General features: G+C 68.6%; 13 protein-coding genes. 2 read left to right on the top strand and 11 right to left on the bottom strand.

The genetic code is table 11. The features are described 5' to 3' along the window. Nucleotides 1-190: 190 nt before the first annotated feature. From rpoC to KZC57_RS13335, 6 genes are all read right to left on the bottom strand, one after another. Entirely contained in the window at nt 191-4066 is a 3876-nt protein-coding gene (rpoC, locus tag KZC57_RS13360) for a DNA-directed RNA polymerase subunit beta' (RefSeq protein WP_060922591.1), read from the bottom strand. A gap of 87 nt (nt 4067-4153) precedes the next feature. Then, nucleotides 4154-7657 (bottom strand): DNA-directed RNA polymerase subunit beta, encoded by a 3504-nt coding sequence (locus tag KZC57_RS13355; protein ID WP_025104411.1) that lies wholly within the window; start codon nt 7655-7657, stop codon nt 4154-4156. A gap of 296 nt (nt 7658-7953) precedes the next feature. Beyond that, nucleotides 7954-9720 (bottom strand): ABC transporter ATP-binding protein, encoded by a 1767-nt coding sequence (locus KZC57_RS13350; protein ID WP_247641959.1) that lies wholly within the window; start codon nt 9718-9720, stop codon nt 7954-7956. Continuing rightward, the gene (locus KZC57_RS13345) at nt 9717-10682 is read right to left on the bottom strand and encodes an ABC transporter permease (RefSeq protein WP_025104413.1); all 966 of its coding nucleotides are present in this window, start codon (nt 10680-10682) and stop codon (nt 9717-9719) included. Before KZC57_RS13345 ends, KZC57_RS13350 begins: the two co-directional genes overlap by 4 nt. A gap of 34 nt (nt 10683-10716) precedes the next feature. After that, nucleotides 10717-11721 (bottom strand): ABC transporter permease, encoded by a 1005-nt coding sequence (locus KZC57_RS13340; RefSeq protein WP_060922593.1) that lies wholly within the window; start codon nt 11719-11721, stop codon nt 10717-10719. Nucleotides 11722-11804: 83 nt separating this feature from the next. Next, the gene (locus tag KZC57_RS13335) at nt 11805-13478 is read right to left on the bottom strand and encodes an ABC transporter substrate-binding protein (protein ID WP_060922594.1); all 1674 of its coding nucleotides are present in this window, start codon (nt 13476-13478) and stop codon (nt 11805-11807) included. A gap of 167 nt (nt 13479-13645) precedes the next feature. Here KZC57_RS13335 and KZC57_RS13330 point away from each other — a divergent pair, with 167 nt between their 5' ends. Next, nucleotides 13646-14566, top strand: a complete 921-nt coding sequence (locus KZC57_RS13330) for a sugar kinase (RefSeq protein WP_247641958.1) — start codon at nt 13646-13648, stop codon at nt 14564-14566. Between the two features lie 12 nt (nt 14567-14578). Here KZC57_RS13330 and KZC57_RS13325 read toward each other — a convergent pair whose 3' ends face one another. From KZC57_RS13325 to KZC57_RS13305, 5 genes are read right to left on the bottom strand one after another with little or no spacing between them, the layout of a single operon-like run. Beyond that, on the bottom strand, nt 14579-15454 hold the full coding sequence (locus KZC57_RS13325; protein WP_025104417.1) for a MurR/RpiR family transcriptional regulator: 876 nt from the start codon (nt 15452-15454) through the stop codon (nt 14579-14581). 14 nt (nt 15455-15468) lie between these two features. Then, nucleotides 15469-16977 carry a glycoside hydrolase family 3 protein gene (locus KZC57_RS13320; protein ID WP_247641957.1) on the bottom strand — a complete coding sequence of 503 codons (1509 nt, stop codon included), beginning with the start codon at nt 16975-16977 and terminating at the stop codon, nt 15469-15471. Then, a complete protein-coding gene (locus KZC57_RS13315; protein WP_025104419.1) occupies nt 16974-17807 on the bottom strand; it encodes a carbohydrate ABC transporter permease in 834 nt (277 codons plus the stop codon). Before KZC57_RS13315 ends, KZC57_RS13320 begins: the two co-directional genes overlap by 4 nt. After that, complete coding sequence (locus KZC57_RS13310; protein WP_025104420.1) at nt 17804-18778, bottom strand: carbohydrate ABC transporter permease; 975 nt, start codon at nt 18776-18778, stop codon at nt 17804-17806. The genes KZC57_RS13315 and KZC57_RS13310 overlap by 4 nt, the downstream gene beginning before the upstream one ends. A gap of 15 nt (nt 18779-18793) precedes the next feature. Next, entirely contained in the window at nt 18794-20083 is a 1290-nt protein-coding gene (locus KZC57_RS13305) for a sugar ABC transporter substrate-binding protein (protein ID WP_105949318.1), read from the bottom strand. Between the two features lie 147 nt (nt 20084-20230). Between KZC57_RS13305 and KZC57_RS13300 the strand changes: the two genes are divergently transcribed. Beyond that, complete coding sequence (locus tag KZC57_RS13300; protein WP_247641956.1) at nt 20231-21496, top strand: LCP family protein; 1266 nt, start codon at nt 20231-20233, stop codon at nt 21494-21496. Nucleotides 21497-21521 lie beyond the last annotated feature (25 nt).

The following is a 21521-nucleotide window of genomic DNA, read 5'->3' as shown; positions in this document are numbered from 1 at the left end:
CGTGCCGCCCGCGCCCCGAAGCAGCGCCGAACCGTGTGCATAACTCAGGAGACCTGGGCCTCCATGCCGTCACGAGCAGCCCACGGCGGCCTGCCGTCCCGGATCTCCTGAGTTGTGGACACCCGAACGGGCCGAGGGACGACGAAGGCCCCGGGGAGAACCCCGGGGCCTTCGTTCACTCACTCACACCTCAGTTGTAGGTACCGGGGGTGATGTCGTCCGTCGAGAACGCGTCGAAGTCGACGTAGCCGAAGTCGCCGTCCGCGTACGCGCCGTCGGATGCGAAGATCCGGTTCGGGTAGCGCTCGCTCTTGGCTTCCTCGGTGGCCTCGACCGTGACGTCGCGGTACTTCGAGAGACCGGTTCCGGCGGGGATGAGCTTTCCGATGATGACGTTCTCCTTGAGACCAACCAGCGGGTCGCGCTTGCCCTCCATGGCGGCCTGCGTGAGCACGCGGGTCGTCTCCTGGAAGGACGCAGCGGACAGCCACGACTCGGTCGCGAGCGACGCCTTCGTGATACCCATCAGCTCCGGGCGACCGGACGCGGGGCGCTTGCCCTCGGCCACGGCCTCGCGGTTGATCTGCTGGTAGCGCTTCAGGTCGACCATCTCACCCGGCAGCAGGGTCGTGTCGGCGTGGTCGACGACGGTGACCTTGCGGAGCATCTGGCGGACGATGACCTCGATGTGCTTGTCGTGGATCGGCACGCCCTGCGAGCGGTAGACGCCCTGGACGCCGCCGACGAGGTACTTCTGCACCTCGCGGGCACCCATGACGCGCATGACCTCCTTGGGGTCGAGCGTGCCGACCTGCAGGGGCTGACCGACCGAGACGTGCTGGCCGTCCTCGACGAGGAGGGTGGCACGCTTCAGCACCGGGTAGACGACGGGCTCGTCGCCGTTGTCGGGCGTGAGGATGACCTTCTTGGCCTTCTCGGTCTCGTCGATCGTGATGCGGCCGTCGGCCTCCGCGATCGGCGATGCACCCTTGGGGGTACGCGCCTCGAACAGCTCCTGCACACGGGGCAGACCCTGCGTGATGTCATCCGCCGACGCCGAACCACCGGTGTGGAAGGTACGCATCGTCAGCTGGGTACCGGGCTCACCGATCGACTGGGCCGCGATGATGCCCACGGCCTCGCCGATGTCGACGGTCTTGCCGGTCGCGAGCGAACGGCCGTAGCACTGCGCGCACACGCCGACAGCGGAGTCGCAGGTCAGGACCGAGCGGACCTTGATGGTCTCGACGCCCGCGGCGACCAGCTTGTCGATGAGCACGTCGCCCACGTCGTCGCCGGCCGCGGCCAGGACCTCGCCCGACGCGTTCACCACGTCGGAGGCCAGCGTGCGGGCGAACACCGAGTTCTCGACGTTCGCGTCGCGCACCAGCTCACCCTGCGAGTTCGGAGCGGCGATCGGGAGCTCGAGGCCCTTCGACGTGCCGCAGTCCTCTTCGCGGATGATGACGTCCTGCGAGACGTCCACCAGACGACGGGTCAGGTAACCCGAGTCGGCGGTACGCAGAGCGGTGTCGGCCAGACCCTTACGGGTACCGTGCGTCGCGATGAAGTACTCCGCCACCGACAGACCCTCGCGGTACGAGGAGATGATCGGACGCGGGATGATCTCACCCTTGGGGTTGTTCACCAGACCACGCATACCGGCGATGTTCCGGATCTGCAGCCAGTTACCACGGGCGCCAGAGGACACCATGCGGTTGATGGTGTTGTCCTCCGGGAAGTGCGCCTTCATCGCGGCCTGCACCTCGTCGGTCGCCTCGGTCCAGATCTTGATGAGCTCCTGACGACGCTCGGCGTCGGTCGTGAGGCCCTTCTCGTACTGGGACTGGACCTTCGCGGCCTGCTTCTCGTAGCCCGCGACGATCTCCGCCTTGTTCGGCGGGGTGAGGATGTCGCTCAGCGCGACGGTCACACCCGAACGGGTCGCCCAGTAGAAACCGGCATCCTTGATGCGGTCCAGCGTGGCGGCCGTCTCGACCTTGGGGTACTCCTCGGCCAGCTTGTTGACGATCTGCGACAGCTTGCCCTTGTCGGCCTGCTCGCGGACGAACGGGTAGCCCTTCGGGAGCGCGTCGTTGAAGATCGCCTGCCCCAGCGAAGCGTCGACCAGGCCGTGCTTCTCGTAGCCCTCGGGAGCCTCGCCCTCGAGGAAGGCCAGACCCGGGATGCGGATGCGGACCTTCGCCTGCAGGTCGAGCGTGCCCTCGTCGTACGCGAGCTGCGCCTCGCCGACGGAGCCGAACGCACGGCCCTCGCCCTTGGCGCCGGCCTTGACCGTGGTCAGGTGGTGCAGACCGATGATCATGTCCTGCGAGGGCAGGGTGACCGGACGGCCGTCCGACGGCTTCAGGATGTTGTTCGACGCGAGCATGAGCACGCGGGCCTCGGCCTGAGCCTCGACCGACAGCGGCAGGTGGACAGCCATCTGGTCACCGTCGAAGTCGGCGTTGAACGCCGCGCAGACGAGCGGGTGCAGCTGGATGGCCTTGCCCTCGACGAGCTGCGGCTCGAACGCCTGGATGCCGAGACGGTGCAGGGTGGGTGCACGGTTCAGCAGCACCGGACGCTCGCGGATGATCTCCTCGAGCACGTCCCAGACCTCGGGACGGGTGCGCTCGACGGCGCGCTTGGCGGCCTTGATGTTCTGCGAGTGACCGAGGTCGATCAGGCGCTTGATGACGAACGGCTTGAACAGCTCGAGCGCCATCTGCTTGGGCAGACCGCACTGGTGCAGCTTGAGCTGCGGGCCGACGACGATGACCGAACGGCCCGAGTAGTCGACGCGCTTGCCGAGCAGGTTCTGGCGGAAGCGACCCTGCTTTCCCTTGAGCATGTCGCTCAGGGACTTCAGGGCGCGGTTTCCGGTACCGGTGACGGGGCGACCGCGGCGGCCGTTGTCGAACAGCGCGTCGACGGCCTCCTGCAGCATCCGCTTCTCGTTGTTGACGATGATCTCGGGGGCACCAAGGTCGATCAGGCGACGGAGACGGTTGTTGCGGTTGATCACGCGGCGGTACAGGTCGTTCAGGTCGGAGGTCGCGAAACGGCCACCGTCGAGCTGGACCATCGGACGCAGCTCCGGCGGGATCACCGGGACGACGTCGAGCACCATCGCGGCCGGGCTCATGCCGGTCTCGAGGAACGAGTTGACGACCTTGAGGCGCTTGATCGCACGGATCTTGCGCTGACCCTTGCCCTCCGAGATCTGCAGGTGCAGGCTCTCGGCCTCGGCGGCCAGGTCGAACGCGGCCAGGCGACGCTGGATCGCCTCGGCACCCATGTAGGCCTCGAAGTACTGGCCGAAGCGGTCCTGCAGCTCGTGGAAGACGTCGTCCTCCGGACGCAGGGCGCCGACCTCGAGCGTGCGGAAGTCCTCCCACACGCGCTCCAGCTTCAGGATCGCCTCGTCGGCACCCTTGCGGATGAGCGACATCTCCTTCTCGGCGGCGTCCTTGACCTTCTTCTTGGCGTCGGCCTTGGCACCCTCGGCCTCGAGGGCCGCGAGCTCCTCCTCCAGCTTCGCCAGGCGCTCCGCGATCTTCGCGTCGCGGCGGTCGCCGAGCGTCTTCAGCTCGAGACGGATGTTGTTCTCCTGGGTGCCCAGGTCGCGGTGACGGGCATCCTCGTCGACCGAGATGACCATGTACGCGGCGAAGTAGATGACCTTCTCGAGGTCCTTCGGCGCCATGTCCAGCAGGTAGCCGAGGCGCGAGGGCACGCCCTTGAAGTACCAGATGTGGGTGACGGGAGCGGCGAGCTCGATGTGACCCATGCGCTCACGACGGACGGAGCTCTTGGTGACCTCCACGCCGCAGCGCTCGCAGACGATGCCCTTGAAGCGGACGCGCTTGTACTTGCCGCAGGCGCACTCCCAGTCACGGGACGGGCCGAAGATCTGCTCTCCGAAGAGACCGTCCTTCTCCGGCTTGAGGGTGCGGTAGTTGATGGTTTCGGGCTTCTTGACCTCGCCGTAGGACCACGCGCGGATGTGGTCTGCGGTCGCCAGGCCGATGCGAAGCTCATCGAAGGTTGTGGACTCGAGCACTAGTTCTCCTGTGTCGGAAATTCTTTTTGAGAAGTCTGGGCTTCGACCGGCTCAGCCGTCGCGGGGACGGCTGAGCCCGTCGAAGGATTAGATCTCGTCGATCGAGGCGGCCTCGAAGCGGCTGGAGATGTTGATACCGAGTTCCTCTGCGGCGCGGAACGCCTCGTCGTCGGTGTCGCGGAGGTTGACCAGTGTGCCGTCGGCCGAGAGGACCTCGACGTTCAGGCAGAGCGACTGCATCTCCTTCATGAGCACCTTGAACGACTCGGGGATGCCGGGCTCCTGGATGTTCTCGCCCTTGACGATGGCCTCGTACACCTTGACGCGACCGAGGATGTCGTCGGACTTGATCGTGAGGAGCTCCTGGAGGGCGTACGCCGCACCGTAGGCCTCGAGGGCCCACACCTCCATCTCACCGAAGCGCTGTCCACCGAACTGCGCCTTACCACCGAGCGGCTGCTGGGTGATCATCGAGTACGGACCGGTGGAGCGGGCGTGGATCTTGTCGTCCACCAGGTGGTGGAGCTTCAGGATGTACATGTAGCCCACGGAGATCGGCGCCGGGAACGGCTCGCCGGAGCGGCCGTCGAACAGCTGCGTCTTGCCGCTCGAGTCGATCAGGCGGAGGCCGTCACGGGTCGGAAGCGTCGAGTCGAGCAGACCGGAGATCTCCTCCTCGCTGGCACCGTCGAACACCGGGGTGGCGACCTTGGTGCCGGGTGCGGCCTCGAACGCCTGCTGCGGCAGCTTGGCGGCCCACTCCGGGGTGCCCTCGACCTTCCAGCCCTGCTTCGCGATCCACCCGAGGTGGGTCTCGAGGACCTGGCCGAAGTTCATTCGACCCGGGATGCCGAGCGGGTTGAGGACGATGTCCACCGGGGTGCCGTCCGCGAGGAACGGCATGTCCTCGACGGGCAGGATCTTCGCGATGACACCCTTGTTGCCGTGGCGGCCGGCGAGCTTGTCGCCCTCGGTGATCTTGCGCTTCTGGGCGATGTAGACCACGACGCGGCGGTTCACGCCGGAGCCGAGCTCGTCGTCGCCGTCCTCGGCGTTGAACTCCTTGACCGCGATGATCGTGCCCTGCTCACCGTGGGGCACCTTCAGCGACGTGTCGCGGACCTCGCGGCTCTTCTCGTTGAAGATCGCGCGGAGCAGACGCTCCTCGGCCGACAGCTCGGTCTCACCCTTCGGCGTGACCTTGCCGACGAGGATGTCGCCGGGGCGGACCTCGGCACCGATGCGGATGATGCCGCGCTCGTCGAGGTCCTTCAGGAGCTCCGGGCTGACGTTGGGGAGATCACGGGTGATCTCCTCCTTGCCGAGCTTCGTGTCGCGGGCGTCGACCTCGTACTCCTCGATGTGGATCGACGAGAGGGTGTCGTCCTTCACCAGGTCCTGGCTCAGGATGATGGCGTCCTCGAAGTTGTAGCCCTCCCACGTCATGAACGCGACGAGGAGGTTCTTCCCGAGGGCCAGCTCGCCGTTCTCGGTGGCGGGGCCATCGGCGATGACCTCTCCGACCTCGACGCGCTCACCGGCCGAGACGACGACCTTCTGGTTGTAGGAGGTGCCCTGGTTCGAACGGTCGAACTTGCGCAGGTGGTACTCCTGCGTTCCGCCCTCGTCGAGCATGACGACGACGCGGTCCGCGGAGACCTCGGAGACGACACCGGCCTTCTCGGCGGTGATCACGTCACCGGCGTCGATGGCCGTGTAGCCCTCCATACCGGTTCCGACGAGCGGCGAGTCGCTGCGGAGCAGCGGCACGGCCTGACGCTGCATGTTGGCGCCCATGAGCGCGCGCTGCGCGTCGTCGTGCTCGAGGAAGGGCACGAGCGAGGTCGCGACCGACACCATCTGGCGCGGCGAGACGTCGATGTAGCCAATCTCCTCCGGGAGGAACAGGTCGACCTCACCGCTGCCGCCCTTGGGGCGCGCGAGCACGTGGCTCTCGCGGAAGCGACCCTTCGCATCGAGCGGCGCGTTGGCCTGCGCGATGTTGAAGTCGACCTCCTCGGAGGCGGTCAGGTAGTCGATCTGGTCGGTCACGACACCGTCGACGACCTTGCGGTACGGGGTCTCGATGAAGCCGAACGAGTTGATGCGCGCGAAGGTCGCGAGCGCACCGATCAGACCGATGTTCGGGCCTTCCGGCGTCTCGATCGGGCACATGCGGCCGTAGTGCGAGGGGTGGACGTCACGGACCTCGACGCCGGCGCGGTCGCGGCTCAGACCACCGGGGCCCAGAGCCGACAGACGGCGCTTGTTGGTCAGACCCGCGAGCGGGTTGTTCTGGTCCATGAACTGCGACAGCTGCGAGGTTCCGAAGAACTCCTTGATCGCGGCGACGACCGGGCGCACGTTGATCAGGGTCTGCGGCGTGATGGCCTCGATGTCCTGCGTGGTCATGCGCTCGCGGACGACGCGCTCCATGCGGGACAGACCCGTGCGGACCTGGTTCTGGATCAGCTCGCCGACCGCGCGGATGCGACGGTTGCCGAAGTTGTCGATGTCGTCGGTCGCGAGGCGGATCTCGGTCTTCTTGCCGCCGCGGATGCCCTCGAAGGTCTCCTCGGTGCCCGCGTGCAGACGCACGAGGTACTTGATCGTGGCGACGATATCCTGCACCGTCAGCACCGACTCCGTCAGCGGGGTGTCGAGACCCAGCTTGTGGTTGATCTTGTACCGGCCGACCTTGGCGAGGTCGTAGCGCTTCGGGTTGAAGTAGAAGTTGTCGAGCAGCGCGCGGGCGGCCTCGGCGGCCACCTGCTCGCCCGGACGCAGCTTGCGGTAGATGTCGCGCAGCGCGTCTTCCTTGGTGACGATCGTGTCCTTCGCGAGCGTCTCCTCGATGGAGGTGTAGCCGGCGAACTCCTCGAGGATCTCCTCGCTGGTCATGCCCAGCGCCTTGAGGAAGACCGTCACGGACTGCTTGCGCTTGCGGTCGACGCGGACGCCGACCTGGTCGCGCTTGTCGATCTCGAACTCGAGCCAGGCACCGCGGCTCGGGATGACGCGCGCCGAGACGATGTCCTTGTCACTCGTCTTGTCAGGGGTCTTGTCGAAGTAGACACCCGGCGAGCGCACGAGCTGCGAGACGACGACGCGCTCGGAGCCGTTGATGATGAACGTGCCCTTGTCGGTCTGCAGCGGGAAGTCGCCCATGAAGACCGTCTGGGTCTTGATCTCACCCGTGAGGTGGTTCATGAACTCGGCCTCGACGTAGAGCGGGGCCGCGTAGGTCTTGCCACGCTCCTTGCACTCCTCGATGGAGTACTTCTCGGGCTCGAGGTACGGGTTCGTGAACGACAGCTGCATCGTCTCGCCGAGGTCCTCGATCGGGGAGATCTCCTCGAAGATCTCGCCCAGACCGCTGTTCTCGTTCACGTCGGTGCGACCGGCGGCCTTGGCCTCGGCCACGCGCGCCTTCCAGGCGTCGTTGCCGACCAGCCAACCGAAGGACTCGGTCTGCAGGGCGAGAAGGTCCGGGACCGTCAGCGTGTCGGAGATCTTGGCGAACGAGAGACGGGAAGCTCCGCGTCCGTTCTTGGTGGTGGTGGATGTGGATGCGTTGGGAGCAGCAGCCAAGGGAATAACCTCCGTGAGCCCCGCAGGGCTTCTCGATTCCTTTGTCGTCAGGTGGAGTGCGCTCAGAAGCTCACGAGATGCCGACCACCATATGAGGGCAGGGAGAAGCGAGCGCAACTACCAACTATAGACGCGATCTCGCGACATGGCAAGCGCAATCCTTGACCAATCTTCGATGCTGCGGTAATGGGACCGCCGAGACCCCGCCTGCGCGCCGAAACCCCGCCCTCGCCGCGGAGGCAGGGCGGGGTTTCGACGTGAAACCGGGGTCTCGGGTCAGGTCGGCTCGGCGACGGTCAGGAGGCGATGTTGAGCTCGTTGCCGGGGATCGAGGCGAGGAGGCGGCGCGTGTAGGGGTCACGGGGGTTCGTGAAGATCTCCTCCGACGACGCGGCCTCCACGAGCTTCCCGTCCTTCATCACGCACACGTAGTCGCTGATGAGCCGCACCACCGCGAGGTCGTGCGAGATGAACAGGTAGCTCAGCCCGTACTCGCGCTGGAGGTCGCCGAGCAGCCGCAGGATCTGATCCTGCACGAGCACGTCGAGTGCCGACACGGGCTCGTCGCACACGATGAGATCCGGCGAGAGGGCCAGGGCCCGCGCGATCGCCACCCGCTGACGCTGCCCGCCGGACAGCTCGGACGGGTAGCGCCGCAGCATCGACTGCGGCAGCGCGACGTCGTCCAGGAGCTGCCGCACGCGCTTGCGCCGGTCCGCCCCGCTCCCCCGCTTGTAGAACTCCAGCGGCTCCGCGATCAGGCGCTCGATCGTGAACATGGGGTTCAGGCTGGAGTACGGATCCTGGAAGATCGGCTGCACCCGCTGCCGGAAGTCCTTCGTCTCCGCACGGCTCAGCGTCGAGATGTCCTTGCCCTCGTAGCGGATGAGGCCGCTCGTGGGCTCGATCACCTTGAGCAGCATGCGCGCGGTCGTGGTCTTGCCCGATCCGGACTCCCCCACGATCGCGACGGTCTCCCCGCGCGGGATCGCGAGCGAGACGTCGTCGACGGCCACGAAGTCCTCGTGCTTGCCACGCACGGGGTACACCTTCGTGAGGTTCTCGATCTCGACGATGTTGCCCTTCGACGAGCTCAGGGACCCAGGCCCCTCGTGGGTCACTGAGCCTGTCGAAGCGCCGGACTGGGTCGCTGAGCCTGTCGAAGCGCCCGCTGAGCCTGTCGAAGCGTCCCGCACGAAGGCCTCCGGACGGAGCCGCGCCACCGCCACCGACGGCGCGGCCTTCACGAGCGACTGGGTGTACGGGTGCTGCGGGTCCTCGAGGATCCGCCGCGCGGGGCCCTGCTCCACGACCTTGCCGCGGTGCATCACGATCACCCGCTCGGCCCGCTCGGCGGCGAGCCCGAGGTCGTGCGTGATGAGGAGCACGGCCGTGCCCAGCTCCCTCGTCATCTCGCCGATCTGGTCGAGGATGGTCTGCTGCACCGTCACGTCCAGGGCGCTGGTGGGCTCGTCGGCGATGAGCAGCCGCGGCTTGCACGCCAGCCCGATGGCGATGAGCGCCCGCTGGCGCATGCCGCCGGAGAACTCGTGCGGGTACTGCTTGGCCCGACGCTCCGGATCAGGAAGACCGGCGGCGGTCAGCGCCTCGACGACCTTGGCCTGCACGTTCTGCCGGGTGGCGAGGCCGTGGGCGAGAAGCGTCTCGGCGACCTGGGTGCCGATCTTCGCGACCGGGTTGAGGTTCGACATGGGGTCCTGCGGCACCAGGCCGATGTCCCGTCCTCGGATCGATCGCAGCTCGTTCTCGGAGGCACGGGAGATGTCGCGCCCGTCGAGCTTGATGCTGCCGGCGGCCACCTTCCCCCCGCCCGCGAGCAGCCCGATGATCGCCATCGCGGTGGTCGACTTGCCGGAACCGGACTCGCCGACGATCGCCACGGTCTCCCCCGGGCGGATCTCGAGGTCGACGCCCTCGACGGCGTGCACGACGCCGTCCATGGTGGCGAAGTCCACCGCCAGGCCCTCGACCGACAGCAGGGGTTCGTCCGCCATGCCGTTCTCCTTCGCGGCGCGCACGGCGCCCTCGTCGCGGATGTTCATCGTGCCCTCGTCCTCGGGTCCATGGCCTCACGCAGCGCCTCACCGAGCAGGGTGAAGCCGAGCGCGGTGACGGCGATGCAGATGCCGGGGAGGAACGCCAGCCACGGGGCGATCGCCAGCTCCGCCTGCGCGTACGTGAGCATGCGGCCCCACTCGGCCGTCGCGGGGCCGCCGCCGCCGAGACCGAGGAACGACAGCGCCGCCGCATCGATCACGGCGGTCGCGAGGGTCAGGGTGCCCTGCACGATCACGGGCCCGATCGCGTTCGGGAGGACGTGCGACATCGTGATCCGGCCGCGGCCGAGACCGAGCGTCTGCGCCGAGAGCACGTAGTCGCTGGAGCGCTGCTGGAGCATGGACGCCCGCAGCAGGCGCGCGAAGATCGGCACCTGGGAGGCCCCGATGGCGATCATCACGGCGTACGGCGTCTGTCCGAGGATCGCGGCGATCGACACCGCCAGCAGGAGGTTCGGCACCGAGAGGATGATGTCGACGACGCGCATGATGACCGTGTCGACCCAGCCGCCGAACGTGCCGGCGAGGAGTCCGAGGATCATGCCGCCGACGAGGCCCATCGCGGTGGAGACCACGCCGATCAGCAGCGACGCCTGCGCGCCCCAGATGAGCTTCGACAGCACGTCGCCGCCGAACCGGTCCAGACCGAGCGGGAACTGCGGCAGCTCCCCCGGGCCGGGGATGTGCGTCGGCGTGATCTCCTTCGCCCCGGGGAGCGCGGTCTCCGGGTACGGGGCGAGGACCGGCGCGAGCACCGCGACGAGGAGGAAGAGGAGCACGATGACGGCGCCGATCCACGCCGTCGGATTGCGGCGGAGCCGGCGGAACACGTCCCGCCAGAACCCGCCGCCGCTCTCCTTGAGGTCGGCCTGGGCGATGGCGACGGTGTCGATGCTCCCGCCGCTCTCGGCGGACGGCCCCTGTGCGGGAGGGAGGGCGATGCTCATGCGAGCGCCTCCTTTCGGATGAGGGAGGAGGACATCACTGCACCCTCACTCTCGGATCGATGAAGCTGTACGACACGTCCACGGCCAGGTTGATGAGGGCGTAGGCGATCGCGATGAAGATGATGAACCCCTGCAGCACCGGGAAGTCGCGCGTGAAGATGGCCCGCGCCAGGAACGACCCGATGCCGGGGAAGGCGAAGACCGTCTCGGTGAGCACCGCCCCGGAGATGAGCAGTCCGGTCTGCAGGCCGATCGTCGTGATGACGGGGAGCATGGCGTTCCGGAGGATGAACCGGCTGCGCAGCGTCGCCGAGCCCACGCCCTTCGCCCGTCCCGTGCGCACGTAGTCGGCGTTCTGCACCTCCAGCACGCTCGCCCTGGTGATGCGGACGATGATCGCGAGCGGGATGGTGCCGAGGGCGAGCGCCGGGAGGATCAGATGGAGGATCGCATCCCACGCGGCGTCGAACTCCCCCGTGATGATGCCGTCCCAGACGTAGAACCCGGTGGGATGGGTGGCATCGATCCGGGGATCCTGCCGACCGTCCGAGGGCAGCCACCCCAGCTGCACGGCGAAGACGTACTTGAGGATGAAGGCCAGGAAGAAGACCGGGATCGTGATGCCGATGAGGCTCAGCACGACCGACGCGTGATCGGTGAACTTGCCGTGACGACGGGCAGCCCAGTATCCGAGCGGGATGCCGACGCCGATCGCGAAGATGAGCGCCGCGACGCTCAGCTCGATCGTCGCGGGGAAGCGGCGGAGGAACTCCTCCGTGACCGGCCGGTTGGTCTGGATGGACGTGCCGAAGTCGCCCTGCAGCAGCCGGGTGACCCAGATGAAGTACTGCTCGATGAGGGGTTTGTTGAAGCCGTAGAGCTCGTTGACCCTGGCGATGGCCTCCGGGGTGGCCTTCTCGCCGAGGAGGGCGACCGCGGGGCCGCCGGGGAGGGCCCTGACCCAGGCGAACAGCAGGATGCTGAGCCCGAACAGGGTGGGGATGAGGAACAGCAGTCGCCTGCCGATGGTGCGCAGCACAGAGTTCTCCGTCGATCAGAAGGTACGCCGTGCCCCGGTCCCGCGAGAGCGGAACCGGGGCTCGGCATATCAAATGGTCAGGCCTACTTCGTGAGGACGATGTCCGTGAAGACCTCGTCGTTCACCGGGCTGGCGGGGTAGCTCTCGACGCGCGGGTCGAAGGCGAGCGTCGGCGCGGGGTGCGCGAGCGGGACACCGGGGATGAACTCCGCGACCATCTCGTTGATGTCCTCGTAGAGCGCCGTCTGGTCGTCGAGGTTGGAGACCCCGCGCGCCTCGGTCAGCGCCTGGAACAGCTCCGGGTTGTCGAAGCCCCACTCGGAGCTCTTCTGGCCGAAGAACACGCCGACGAAGTTGTCGGTGTCGTTGTAGTCGCCGGTCCAGCCCAGCAGGTGGATGCCGTGGTCGGAAGTGCCGGTGGTGCGGTCGAGGTACTCGACCCACTCCTCGGAGACCGGGGTGGTCTCCACGCCGACCTCGGAGAGCTGCGACGACAGGACGGTGTAGATCTGCTCGGGGTCCGGCATGTACGGCCGCGAGACGTTGACCGGGTAGTTGAAGTCCAGCGCCAGCGGGTTGGCCTCGTCGTAGCCGGCCTCCGCGAGCAGCTCCTTGGCCTTCTCCGGGTCGTAGTCGTAGGTCGTGACCTCGTCGTTGTAGCCGTTGACCACCGGCGGGACGAACTGCGTCGCCTTCTCGGTGCCCTCGGGAAGGACCTGGCTGATCAGGGCGTCCTTGTCGATCGCGTAGGACAGCGCCTCACGCACCTTCGGGTCCTGCAGCTCCGGGATGGCCTGGTTGAAGGCGAGGTAGAGGATCGTGAACGGGGGACGCGACACCATGGTGAAGTCGTCCTCCTCCAGGGCCTTCGTGTCGGCGGGGCCCACGAGGTCGTAGCCGTCGATGGAGCCCGACTCGAGCGCCTGGCGACGCGCCGTCGGGTCGTCGATGGTGCGGAAGATGATCTCGTCGATCTGTCCGGCCTCGCCCCAGTAGTCGTCGTAGGCCTTGAGCTTGACCTGCTCGCCCGGCGCCCACTCCTCGAACTGGTAGGGGCCCGTGCCGACCGGGTGGCCCATGGCGTACTCGGACAGCTGCGGGGCCTCGGCGGTGCCGCCGACCTCGTCCGCGCCGAACTCCTGCATGGCCGAGGGGCTCTGCATGCCGAAGGCCGGGAGCGAGAGCGAGGCGATGAAGCCGGCGAACGGCTTGTTCAGCTCGATCGTGACGGAGTTCTCGCCGTCGGGCGTGCAGGACTTGTAGACCGCGTCCTCCGGGTTGGAGGCGTAGCCCTTGAAGAGCTTGTTGTAGTAGTAGCCGAAGGCCTCGGAGGCGGCGAGACCGGTCCAGTTGTACCAGCGGTCGAAGTTGGCGCAGACGGCCTCGGCGTTGAACGGCGTGCCGTCCTGGAAGGTCACGCCCTCCTTCAGCGCGAAGGTGTGGGACATGCCGTCCTCGGACGACTCCCACGACTCCGCCAGCAGCGGCGCCGGGTCGGCCGTGCCGGGCTCCGTGCCCACCAGACCCTCGAAGATCTGGCGGGAGACGCGGAAGGTCTCGCCGTCCTGCGCGAACGCCGGGTCGAGGCTCGCGGGATCCGACGAGGCGGCGAAGACGAAGGTGCCGTCGACGTCACCCGATCCTTCCGAACCGTTGTCCCCGCGCTCGCTGGCGACGCATCCGGCGAGTGCGAGAGCGGCGATGGTCGCTCCGGTGACGGCGGCGAGTCCTCGCCGAGGCATGGCTGACTGGTGCATGTGTGTATGACCTTCCCTGTCGGGCGCTTCCTTGCGCGTCTCCGGGCATCGTCGCCGCGGAGACGGTGATTCCTCGAAGGTACCCAGCGGCCCGGCGGATGCCAAGAGTCCGAGGTTGCGATCCGGTATCGACGCGGGGCCGCTCCTGATCCGGTAATGTCCAGAACGTGCCGGACACCACTCCCCGCGTCGTGTGCCTGGGCGAGGGCCTGGTCGCCCTCGTCGCCGCCACCGCCGGACCGCTCGAGACCTGCCGCACGTTCCACCGCTCCCTCGCCGGGGCCGAGTGGAACACCGCCATCGCGCTGGCCTCCGCGGGCATCCGCACCGCGGTCGTGTCCCGCGTCGGCGACGACGGCTTCGGACGCTTCCTCACCACCGAGCTCCGTGCGCACGGCGTGGACGATCGGGCCGTGGAGGTCGACCCCGTCGCACCGACGGGGATCTACGTCAAGGAGCTCTCACCCCGGGCGGACGGCGCTGTGGAGGGGACGATGCACTACTACCGCGCCGGATCGGCCGCGGCGGCGCTGTCGCCGGCGTCGCTGGAGTCGTCCGTGGCGGTGGACCTGCTCGCCGCGGCGGCCCTCGTGCACACCTCCGGCATCACGCCCGCACTCTCGCCCTCCGCACGCGCCGCCCAGGAGGCCCTGGTCGCAGCCCCGCGACCAGGTCGTCTCGTCAGCTTCGATCTGAACTGGCGCCCCGCGCTGTGGCGGGGCCGGGAGGACGAGGGACGTGCCGTCCTCACCGATCTCGCCCACCGCGCCGACGTGCTGTTCTGCACCCGCCCCGACGCCGAGGCCGTGTTCGGGACGAGCGCGCCGGACGACCTGCGCACGCTGTTCCCCGAGCCGCGGTACCTGGTCGTGACCGACCCCTCCGGCGCCGTGGCGTTCGACGGCGCCGACCGTGCCGCGAGCGATGCCCTCGATACGCCGGTCGTGGAGACGATCGGGGCGGGCGACGCGTTCGCCGCCGGCTTCCTCGCCGGCGTCCTCACCGGCCTGACGCTGCACGGAAGCCTGGCTCGCGCCCACCGCATCGCGACGCGCGCGATCGCCAGCACGCGCGACCACGTCGACTGAGCAGGCGGCGGCTCAGTCGGCGGGGTGCCCGCGCCGTGGCGGGACCGCATCGTGCGTGCGCTGCAAGGACACCGCGACGTGCTCGCCCCGGTGCTGCACGATGCGCACGAAGAGCACGTCGATGAGCGCGAGCTGCGCGATCCGGCTCGACATGGCGGCCATCCGGAACGGCGACTCCTGGGCTTGGCTGAGGAGCACGACGTCGGCGAGGGCCGCGAGCGGGGAGTCCGCCGCGCTCGTCACGGCCACGGCAAGGGCGCCCGCGGCCCGGGCGACCTCCAGGGCGCGGACCGTCTCGGCCGTCTCGCCGCCGTGCGAGAAGGCGATCGCCACATCCGCGGAGGACCGCAATGCAGCCGCGGTGACCGCGAGATGCGGATCGGCCGAGTGGGTCACGGAGCAGCCGATCCGGGAGAGCTTGAGCTGGAGATCCTGCGCCGTCAGCGACGAGGCCGCCTGCCCGAACAGGTCGATGTGGCGGGCGACGACCACCGCCCGCGCCACCCGGTCGAGGGCGTCCGCATCCAGGGCCCTGGCCGTCTTCTCGATCGCGTCGATCTCCTGCGCAGCGAGCTTCGCGGCGATCGCGGCCGGGCCGTCGTCGCGGTCGATCGCCGTGGAGTCGAGTCCGAATCGGGCCTGCTGCGCCTGGGCCAGGGTGACCGCCCGCGCGACGGCGACCCTCAGCTCCCGGTAGCCGCTGTAGCCGAGCGACTGCGCGAAGCGGGCGACGGTCGACAGCGAGGTCTGGCAGAGCTGCGCGAGATCGTTGATCGCGAGGTCCACCACGAGGGTGGGGTCTCCGAGGATCCTCTCGGCGACGCGTCCCTCCGCCGCGCTGAGCTTGGGGAGGGAGCGCCGCACCACGGCCAGAACGTCGTCGTCCATGCGCTGATCCCGTCTCAACCGGCGGCGGTCGTCCTCTGTCGCGGCCGGAACCGGCCGAGGATCGCGTCCCGCGCGGTCTGAGCACCGAGTCGGCTGGCAGCACCGACCTCGACGGTCGGCAGCGGCAGCGGCTCCTGCACGGGCAGGCCGACGTTCACGACGACCGCACTCGGGTCTCGGAGCGCGGTCCGCTCGATCAGCGCCCGCTGCGCCGGCTCGGCATCCGGTCGATCCACGAGGACGACCGTCGTGCCGGTCGTCGCGGCGACCTCGTCGATCACGGCGTCCTGCTCGGCCACGGGGCGTGCGGCCACGTCGAGCCGCACCCGGATGCCGTCGCCCGCGAGCGCCTCCGCGACGTACGAGGCGGCGCTGTCCACCGCGAGCGTCGAGCGACGTCGGGCATCGATCACCGCCAGGGCCTCCGCGGCCTCGGGGACGGCGCCGGCGAGCGACACGGACCGACGGACGATCTCGGCGGCGTCGAACGCGGCGGCCTCCTCGTCCGAGGTCGCGCTCGCGCGCAACCGGGTGGCGAGGGCCGACACCCGCGCAGCGGCCTCCTCGACGCGCTCCCGGGAGAGCGAGCCGTCCCGCAGCGCGGCGACGATCCCGTCACGGGCGGCGAGGAAGTCGCGCCGGTCCTGGTCGGGGAGAGCGGCCTCGCCGGGGTTGGTCGGGTTGCCGATGCAGAGCAGGTCGGCGCCGGCGGCCAGAGCGAGGGCGGCGCCCCCGCCGAGTCCGACGGTCTCGCGGATCGCGGCCATGTCCAGCGCGTCGGTGATGATGACGCCCCGGAAGCCCCACTCCCGCAGCATGCCGAGCACGCGCGGGTTGAGGGTGGCCGGCTGCGCGCCCCACGCCGGGACGACGATGTGCGCGGTCATGATCGCGTCCACCCCCGCCTCCACGGCGGCGCGGAACGGCTCGAGGTGCACGCGCTCGTACTCGGCGACGTCGAGCGCGATCTCGGGCAGTGCGTGGTGGGAGTCGAGGTGGGTGTCGCCATGGCCGGGGAAGTGCTTGACGCACGCAGCCACCCCGCCGTCCTGGATGCCGTCGACCGTGGCGACGACGTGTCGCGTCACCAGCGCCTCCTCGGAGCCGAACGAGCGCACGCCGATGACGGGGTTGCGCGGGTCGGTGTTGACGTCGGCGACCGGACCGAGCACGACGTTCGCCCCGACGGCGCGCACGCGGCGGGCGAGTTCCGACCCGGTCCGCTCCGATGCGACGACGTCGTCGAGGGCGCCGAGCTGCGCGGCACCGGGGAGGGTGGAGCCGCTCCCGGACTCCAGGCGCGTGACGCTGCCGCCCTCCTCATCCACACCGATCAGGGCATCCGGGTTGGCGTCGAGGATCTGCGCGCTCAGCGCGGGCAGTCCCTCGCCGACGTTCTGGCCGAAGTACACGACGCCGGCCAGGCCCTCGCGCAGCTCCTCCACGAGCCAGGCGGGGGCCGTGGTGCCGAGGAATCCGGGCCAGAGCACGCCGTTCGCGAGGCGCTCGAGCTCGTCGGTCATCCCTTCACCGCCCCCGCGACCATGCCGGCGGAGAGCCGGCGCTGCACGATGACGAAGAAGATCATGACGGGCACGGTGATGATCGTCGAGGCGGCCATGATGCTGCCCCAGTCGTTGGAGTACAGGCCGAAGAACGACTTGAGGCCGATCGAGACCGTGTACTGGTCGGTCTGCGCGCCGAGGATCGTCATGGCGAAGATGAACTCGTTCCACGCCGTGATGAAGCTGAAGATGCTCGTTGCGACGAGGCCGGGCATCACGAGCGGCAGCAGGATCGAGCGGAACATCCGCCACCAGCTCGCGCCGTCGATGTAGGCGGCCTCCTCGAGCTCGACGGGGACGGCCGCGACGAAGCCCCGCAGCATCCAGATGCCGAACGCGAGCGACAGCGCCACGTAGACGACCATGAGGCCGATGATGCTGTTGAGCAGACCGAGGCTCTTCACCTGGAGGAACAGCGGGATGACGAGTGCCTCGAGCGGCACCATCTGCACCACGAGGATCATCATCAGCACCGTGGTGCGGAACTTGAAGCGGAAGCGCGCGACGGCGACCGCCGCGAGCAGGCAGACGATGGCGCTGACGAGCACCGTGACGAGGGCGACGATCGCCGAGTTGCGCAGGTACGTGCCGAAGCCGCCCTCCGTGAGCACGAAGGCGAAGTTGTCCCACGTGAACTCCTGCGGGAGGAGCGACTGCCCGCCGCTGGAGGCCTTGGCGTCGAACGCGCTGGAGACCATCCAGTAGACGGGGAACAGGGTGAAGACGAGGACGGCGGCGACGCCGATGCCGAGTCCGATCCGCGACCGGAGCCTGGGGCGGGGGTTCACAGCTCGTCCTCCTTCATGAGGGAGCGGATGTAGACGATCGTGATGCCGATCAGGACGAGGGTCAGCAGCACCGCGAGCGCGGCACCGAATCCGTAGCGGTTCTGACCGAACGACTCCACGTACGACCACACGCCGAGGTTGAGCACCTGACGGTTGCCGCCGCTGCCGCCGGGCATGAGGTACACCTGCGCGAAGACCTTGAAGTCCCAGATCGTCGACAGGATGATGACGACGGAGAAGACGGGCTTCAGCGTCGGGAAGATGATCTTCCAGAAGCGGCGCCACGCGCCGGCTCCGTCGAGCGCCGCCGCCTCGAGCATCTCCTTCGAGACGCCCAGGAGCCCGGCGAGCACGGTGATGGCCACGAACGGGAAGCCGTGGTGGACGACGTTCAGCAGCACGATCGCGTAGAACGACCACTGGTTGGTGAACCAGTTGACCTGGCCGTCGATGAGGCCGAGGTCCTGCAGGACGCTGTTGAAGATTCCGCGGTCGGCATCGAAGATGAAGGTCCAGACGTACGTGCCGGTCACGGCGGGCATCGCCCACGCGACCATGATGCAGCTGGAGACGATGGTGCGCCACACGGTACCCAGGCGCGCCAGCAGCAGCGCGACGAGGGTTCCGAGTGCGACGGTGGTGAACACCGCGACGGCCGCGAAGCCGACCGTGTTGGGGAGCACCACCGTCCACAGGGTCGGATTGGTGAGCGCCTCGGCGTAGTTGGCCAGCCCGATCCAGTTGCTCTCACCGGTGTTGATCTCGCGCAGACCGTAGTCCTGCAGCGAGTAGAGGAACACCTGCACGAGCGGCCAGAGCATGAGCCCCGCGAGGATGATCAGCCCGGGGGCGAGGAGGAGCCAGGGGCGGGCCGTGACGATCGAGAGACCGCGACGCTTCCGGCCGCCGGCCACGGAGGCGGAGGAGGGCTCCGCCTTCGTGGCCGGCAGTGGCGCTTGCACCATCGACATGGAAGGAATGGTTCCTTACTGGTTGAGCAGTTCGGTCATCTCGGCGGCGGCGTCCTTCGTCGCGGTCGCGACGTCCTTCTGCCCGCTGAGGATGGCCTGGATCATGGCGTTGGTGGTCTTCTTCGCCTGCACGGCGCCGAAGTTCGGCGTGACCGGGACGGACGCGCCGCCGTCGACCATCTGCTCGGCGAACGGAGCGACGAGCGGGTCGGTCGAGGCGAGGGCCTCCTCCATCGCGGACTGGACGCCCGGGAAGTAGCCGGTCTCGTCGGACCACTGCTCGGCGAACTCACCGGTGGTCATGAGCTTGACGAACTCCCACGCGAGGTCGGCGTTCTTCGTGGTGTTGAACACCGACAGGTGCGAGCCGCCGAGCACGGACGGAGCGATGCCGCCGTCCTGGCCGGGGATCACGGCGGCGCCGATCTTGCCCTCGAGCTCGGGGTTGGCCTCGATGAGGGCGTTCGGCGTCCAGGAGCCGGAGAGCATCATCGCGACGTTGCCCTGCGTGAAGGCGTCCCGGAGGTCGGTCTCCTTCCACGTGGTCGCACCGGCCGACGAGAAGCCGTGCTCGGTGGCCAGGCCCGTGTAGAACTCGATGCCGGCCTGCGACTCGGCGCTGTCGAGCTCGCTGGTCCAGGTGTCGCCGTCCTTCGTGGCGATCTCGCCGCCGGCGCCCCAGACCCAGGGGTAGACCTGGAACTCGGCGTCACCCGCGACGGGGAAGGGCAGCATGTCGGGCTTGGCGGCCTTGATGGCCTCACCCGCGGCGACGATGTCGTCCCAGGTCTTCGGAGCCTCGAGACCGAGCTCCTCGAAGACGTCGGTGCGGTAGACGATGGAGCGGACACCCGCGTACCACGGCATGCCGTACAGCTCGTCCTCGTAGGTGCCGGCGACGGCGAGGCCCTCGACGAGGTCGTCACGCAGGCCGTCCTCGGCGTCGACGTACTCGTCGAGCGGCTCGAGCGCGCCGGCGTCGGCGAACTCCGCGGTCCAGGTGGTGCCGGTCTCGGCGATGTCCGGGGTGGTGCCACCGGCGATCGAGGTGACGAAGCGGTCGTGGGCGTCGGCCCACTGGATCTCCTCGATGGTGACCTTCGCTCCGGTCTCCTCCTCGAAGGCGTCCGAGACCTTGTCGTAGAAGGCGGTCGCGTCGGGGTTGGTCCCCTTCATGATCCAGACCGTCAGCTCCTGGCCCTCGCCATTGGTCGAGCCGTTGTCGCCGCTGCCGCCGGCGCAGCCGGCCAGAGCGATCGTGGCAGCGGCGCCGAGCGCCACCGCCGGAAGAATGCGCTTGTGCATGGGGGGATCTCCTCTTTGAAAGTCCAGGTGTGCATCGGGTGCGTACCGGGGATAGGAAAAAGTATTCACGACTAACTAATTCCCTGCAAGTTCCTCCCAGAATCGTCATACCCCCGTAACATCAGGCCTCCGGGGTAGGCTCCCCGCATGCCCCGCCGTGGATCAGACGCCGACCGCCCTCCGCTCCCCCGGCACGCACCGCCGTCGACGCGCGGCCGGACCTCCCGGGTCCTGCGGGGCCTCGCGATCGGGCTCGCCGTCGTCCTCGTCTCCACCGCGGCGGTGGCGGGATTCCTCGTCTGGGACGTCTTCAACCGCGTGGGCGACGGCGCCGTCACCCTGGAGGGCGCCCCGCAGGTCGACCCGCCCACCCTCGGCGCGTATCCCGACGACAAGGCCTTCAGCCTCCTCATCGTGGGGACGGACGAGTGCGGCCCGAAGGCCACCGCACTCTTCGACGAGCGCTGCGCCGAGGCGGACGGACTCAGCCGGAACGACGTGAACCTCCTCGTGCACGTCTCCGCCGCACCCCGGAACGTGACCGTCGTCTCGCTCCCCCGCGACCTCGGCGTCCCCGTACCGGAGTGCACCCGTGAGGACGGCTCCGTCGCGTCCGCGATGGAGAAGGCATCGATGAACTCGCTGTTCGAGCACGCCGGCCTCTCCTGCATCGCGAAGACCGTGAGCGAACTAGGTGACATCCCCGTGGAGTTCGCCGCCAAGATCAGCTTCGACGGTGTCATGGCCGTCACCGACGCGATCGGCGGCGTCGAGGTCTGCATCGCCGGCGACGGCATCCGCGATCGTCACACCGGCATCGACTGGCCGGCGGGCCTGCGGACGGTCTCGGGCGTGGAGGCCCTCCAGTTCATCCGCACCCGGCACGGCGTGGGGGACGAGAGCGACCTCGCGCGCATCTCCAACCAGCAGCAGTACATGTCACGGCTGGCCAAGAAGGTGCTCAGCGAGGACACTCTGACCGACATCCCCAAGGTGCTTCGCCTGACGAACGCCATCGCCGACAACATCGATCCCAGCGACGAGCTCGCCGACCCGCTGCGCCTGGCCCAGCTCGCACTCGCCCTCAAGGATGTGAACTTCAGCGACTTCGTGTTCGTGCAGTACCCGAACGTCGTCGACCCGTTCGACGACGACAAGGTCGTGCCGGACGAGGAGGCCGCGGCCGCGCTGTGGGACGCGGTGCGCGCCGGCCGCCCCCTGCAGCTCACCGGCGACGTGACGACCCATCGCGGCGTGGAATTGGTCACCCCCGCACCCACGGCGCCGGAGACGCCGGAGACGGAATCCACTCCCGAGGCGAGCGCCACGCCGGACGCGCGCGCGACGCTCCCGCCGGAGGTGTCGGGTCAGACCCTCGAGCAGGAGACCTGCGCGGTGGGCAACCAGCGCTGACCACCGCGCCCGCGGCGTAGGCTCG

It is taken from the genome of Microbacterium sp. KSW4-4 (assembly GCF_023091185.1).
Taxonomy (GTDB): Bacteria; Actinomycetota; Actinomycetes; order Actinomycetales; family Microbacteriaceae; genus Microbacterium; species Microbacterium paraoxydans.
Note: the sequence above shows the minus strand (reverse complement) of the source record. Positions and strands in the feature narration are given on the sequence as shown.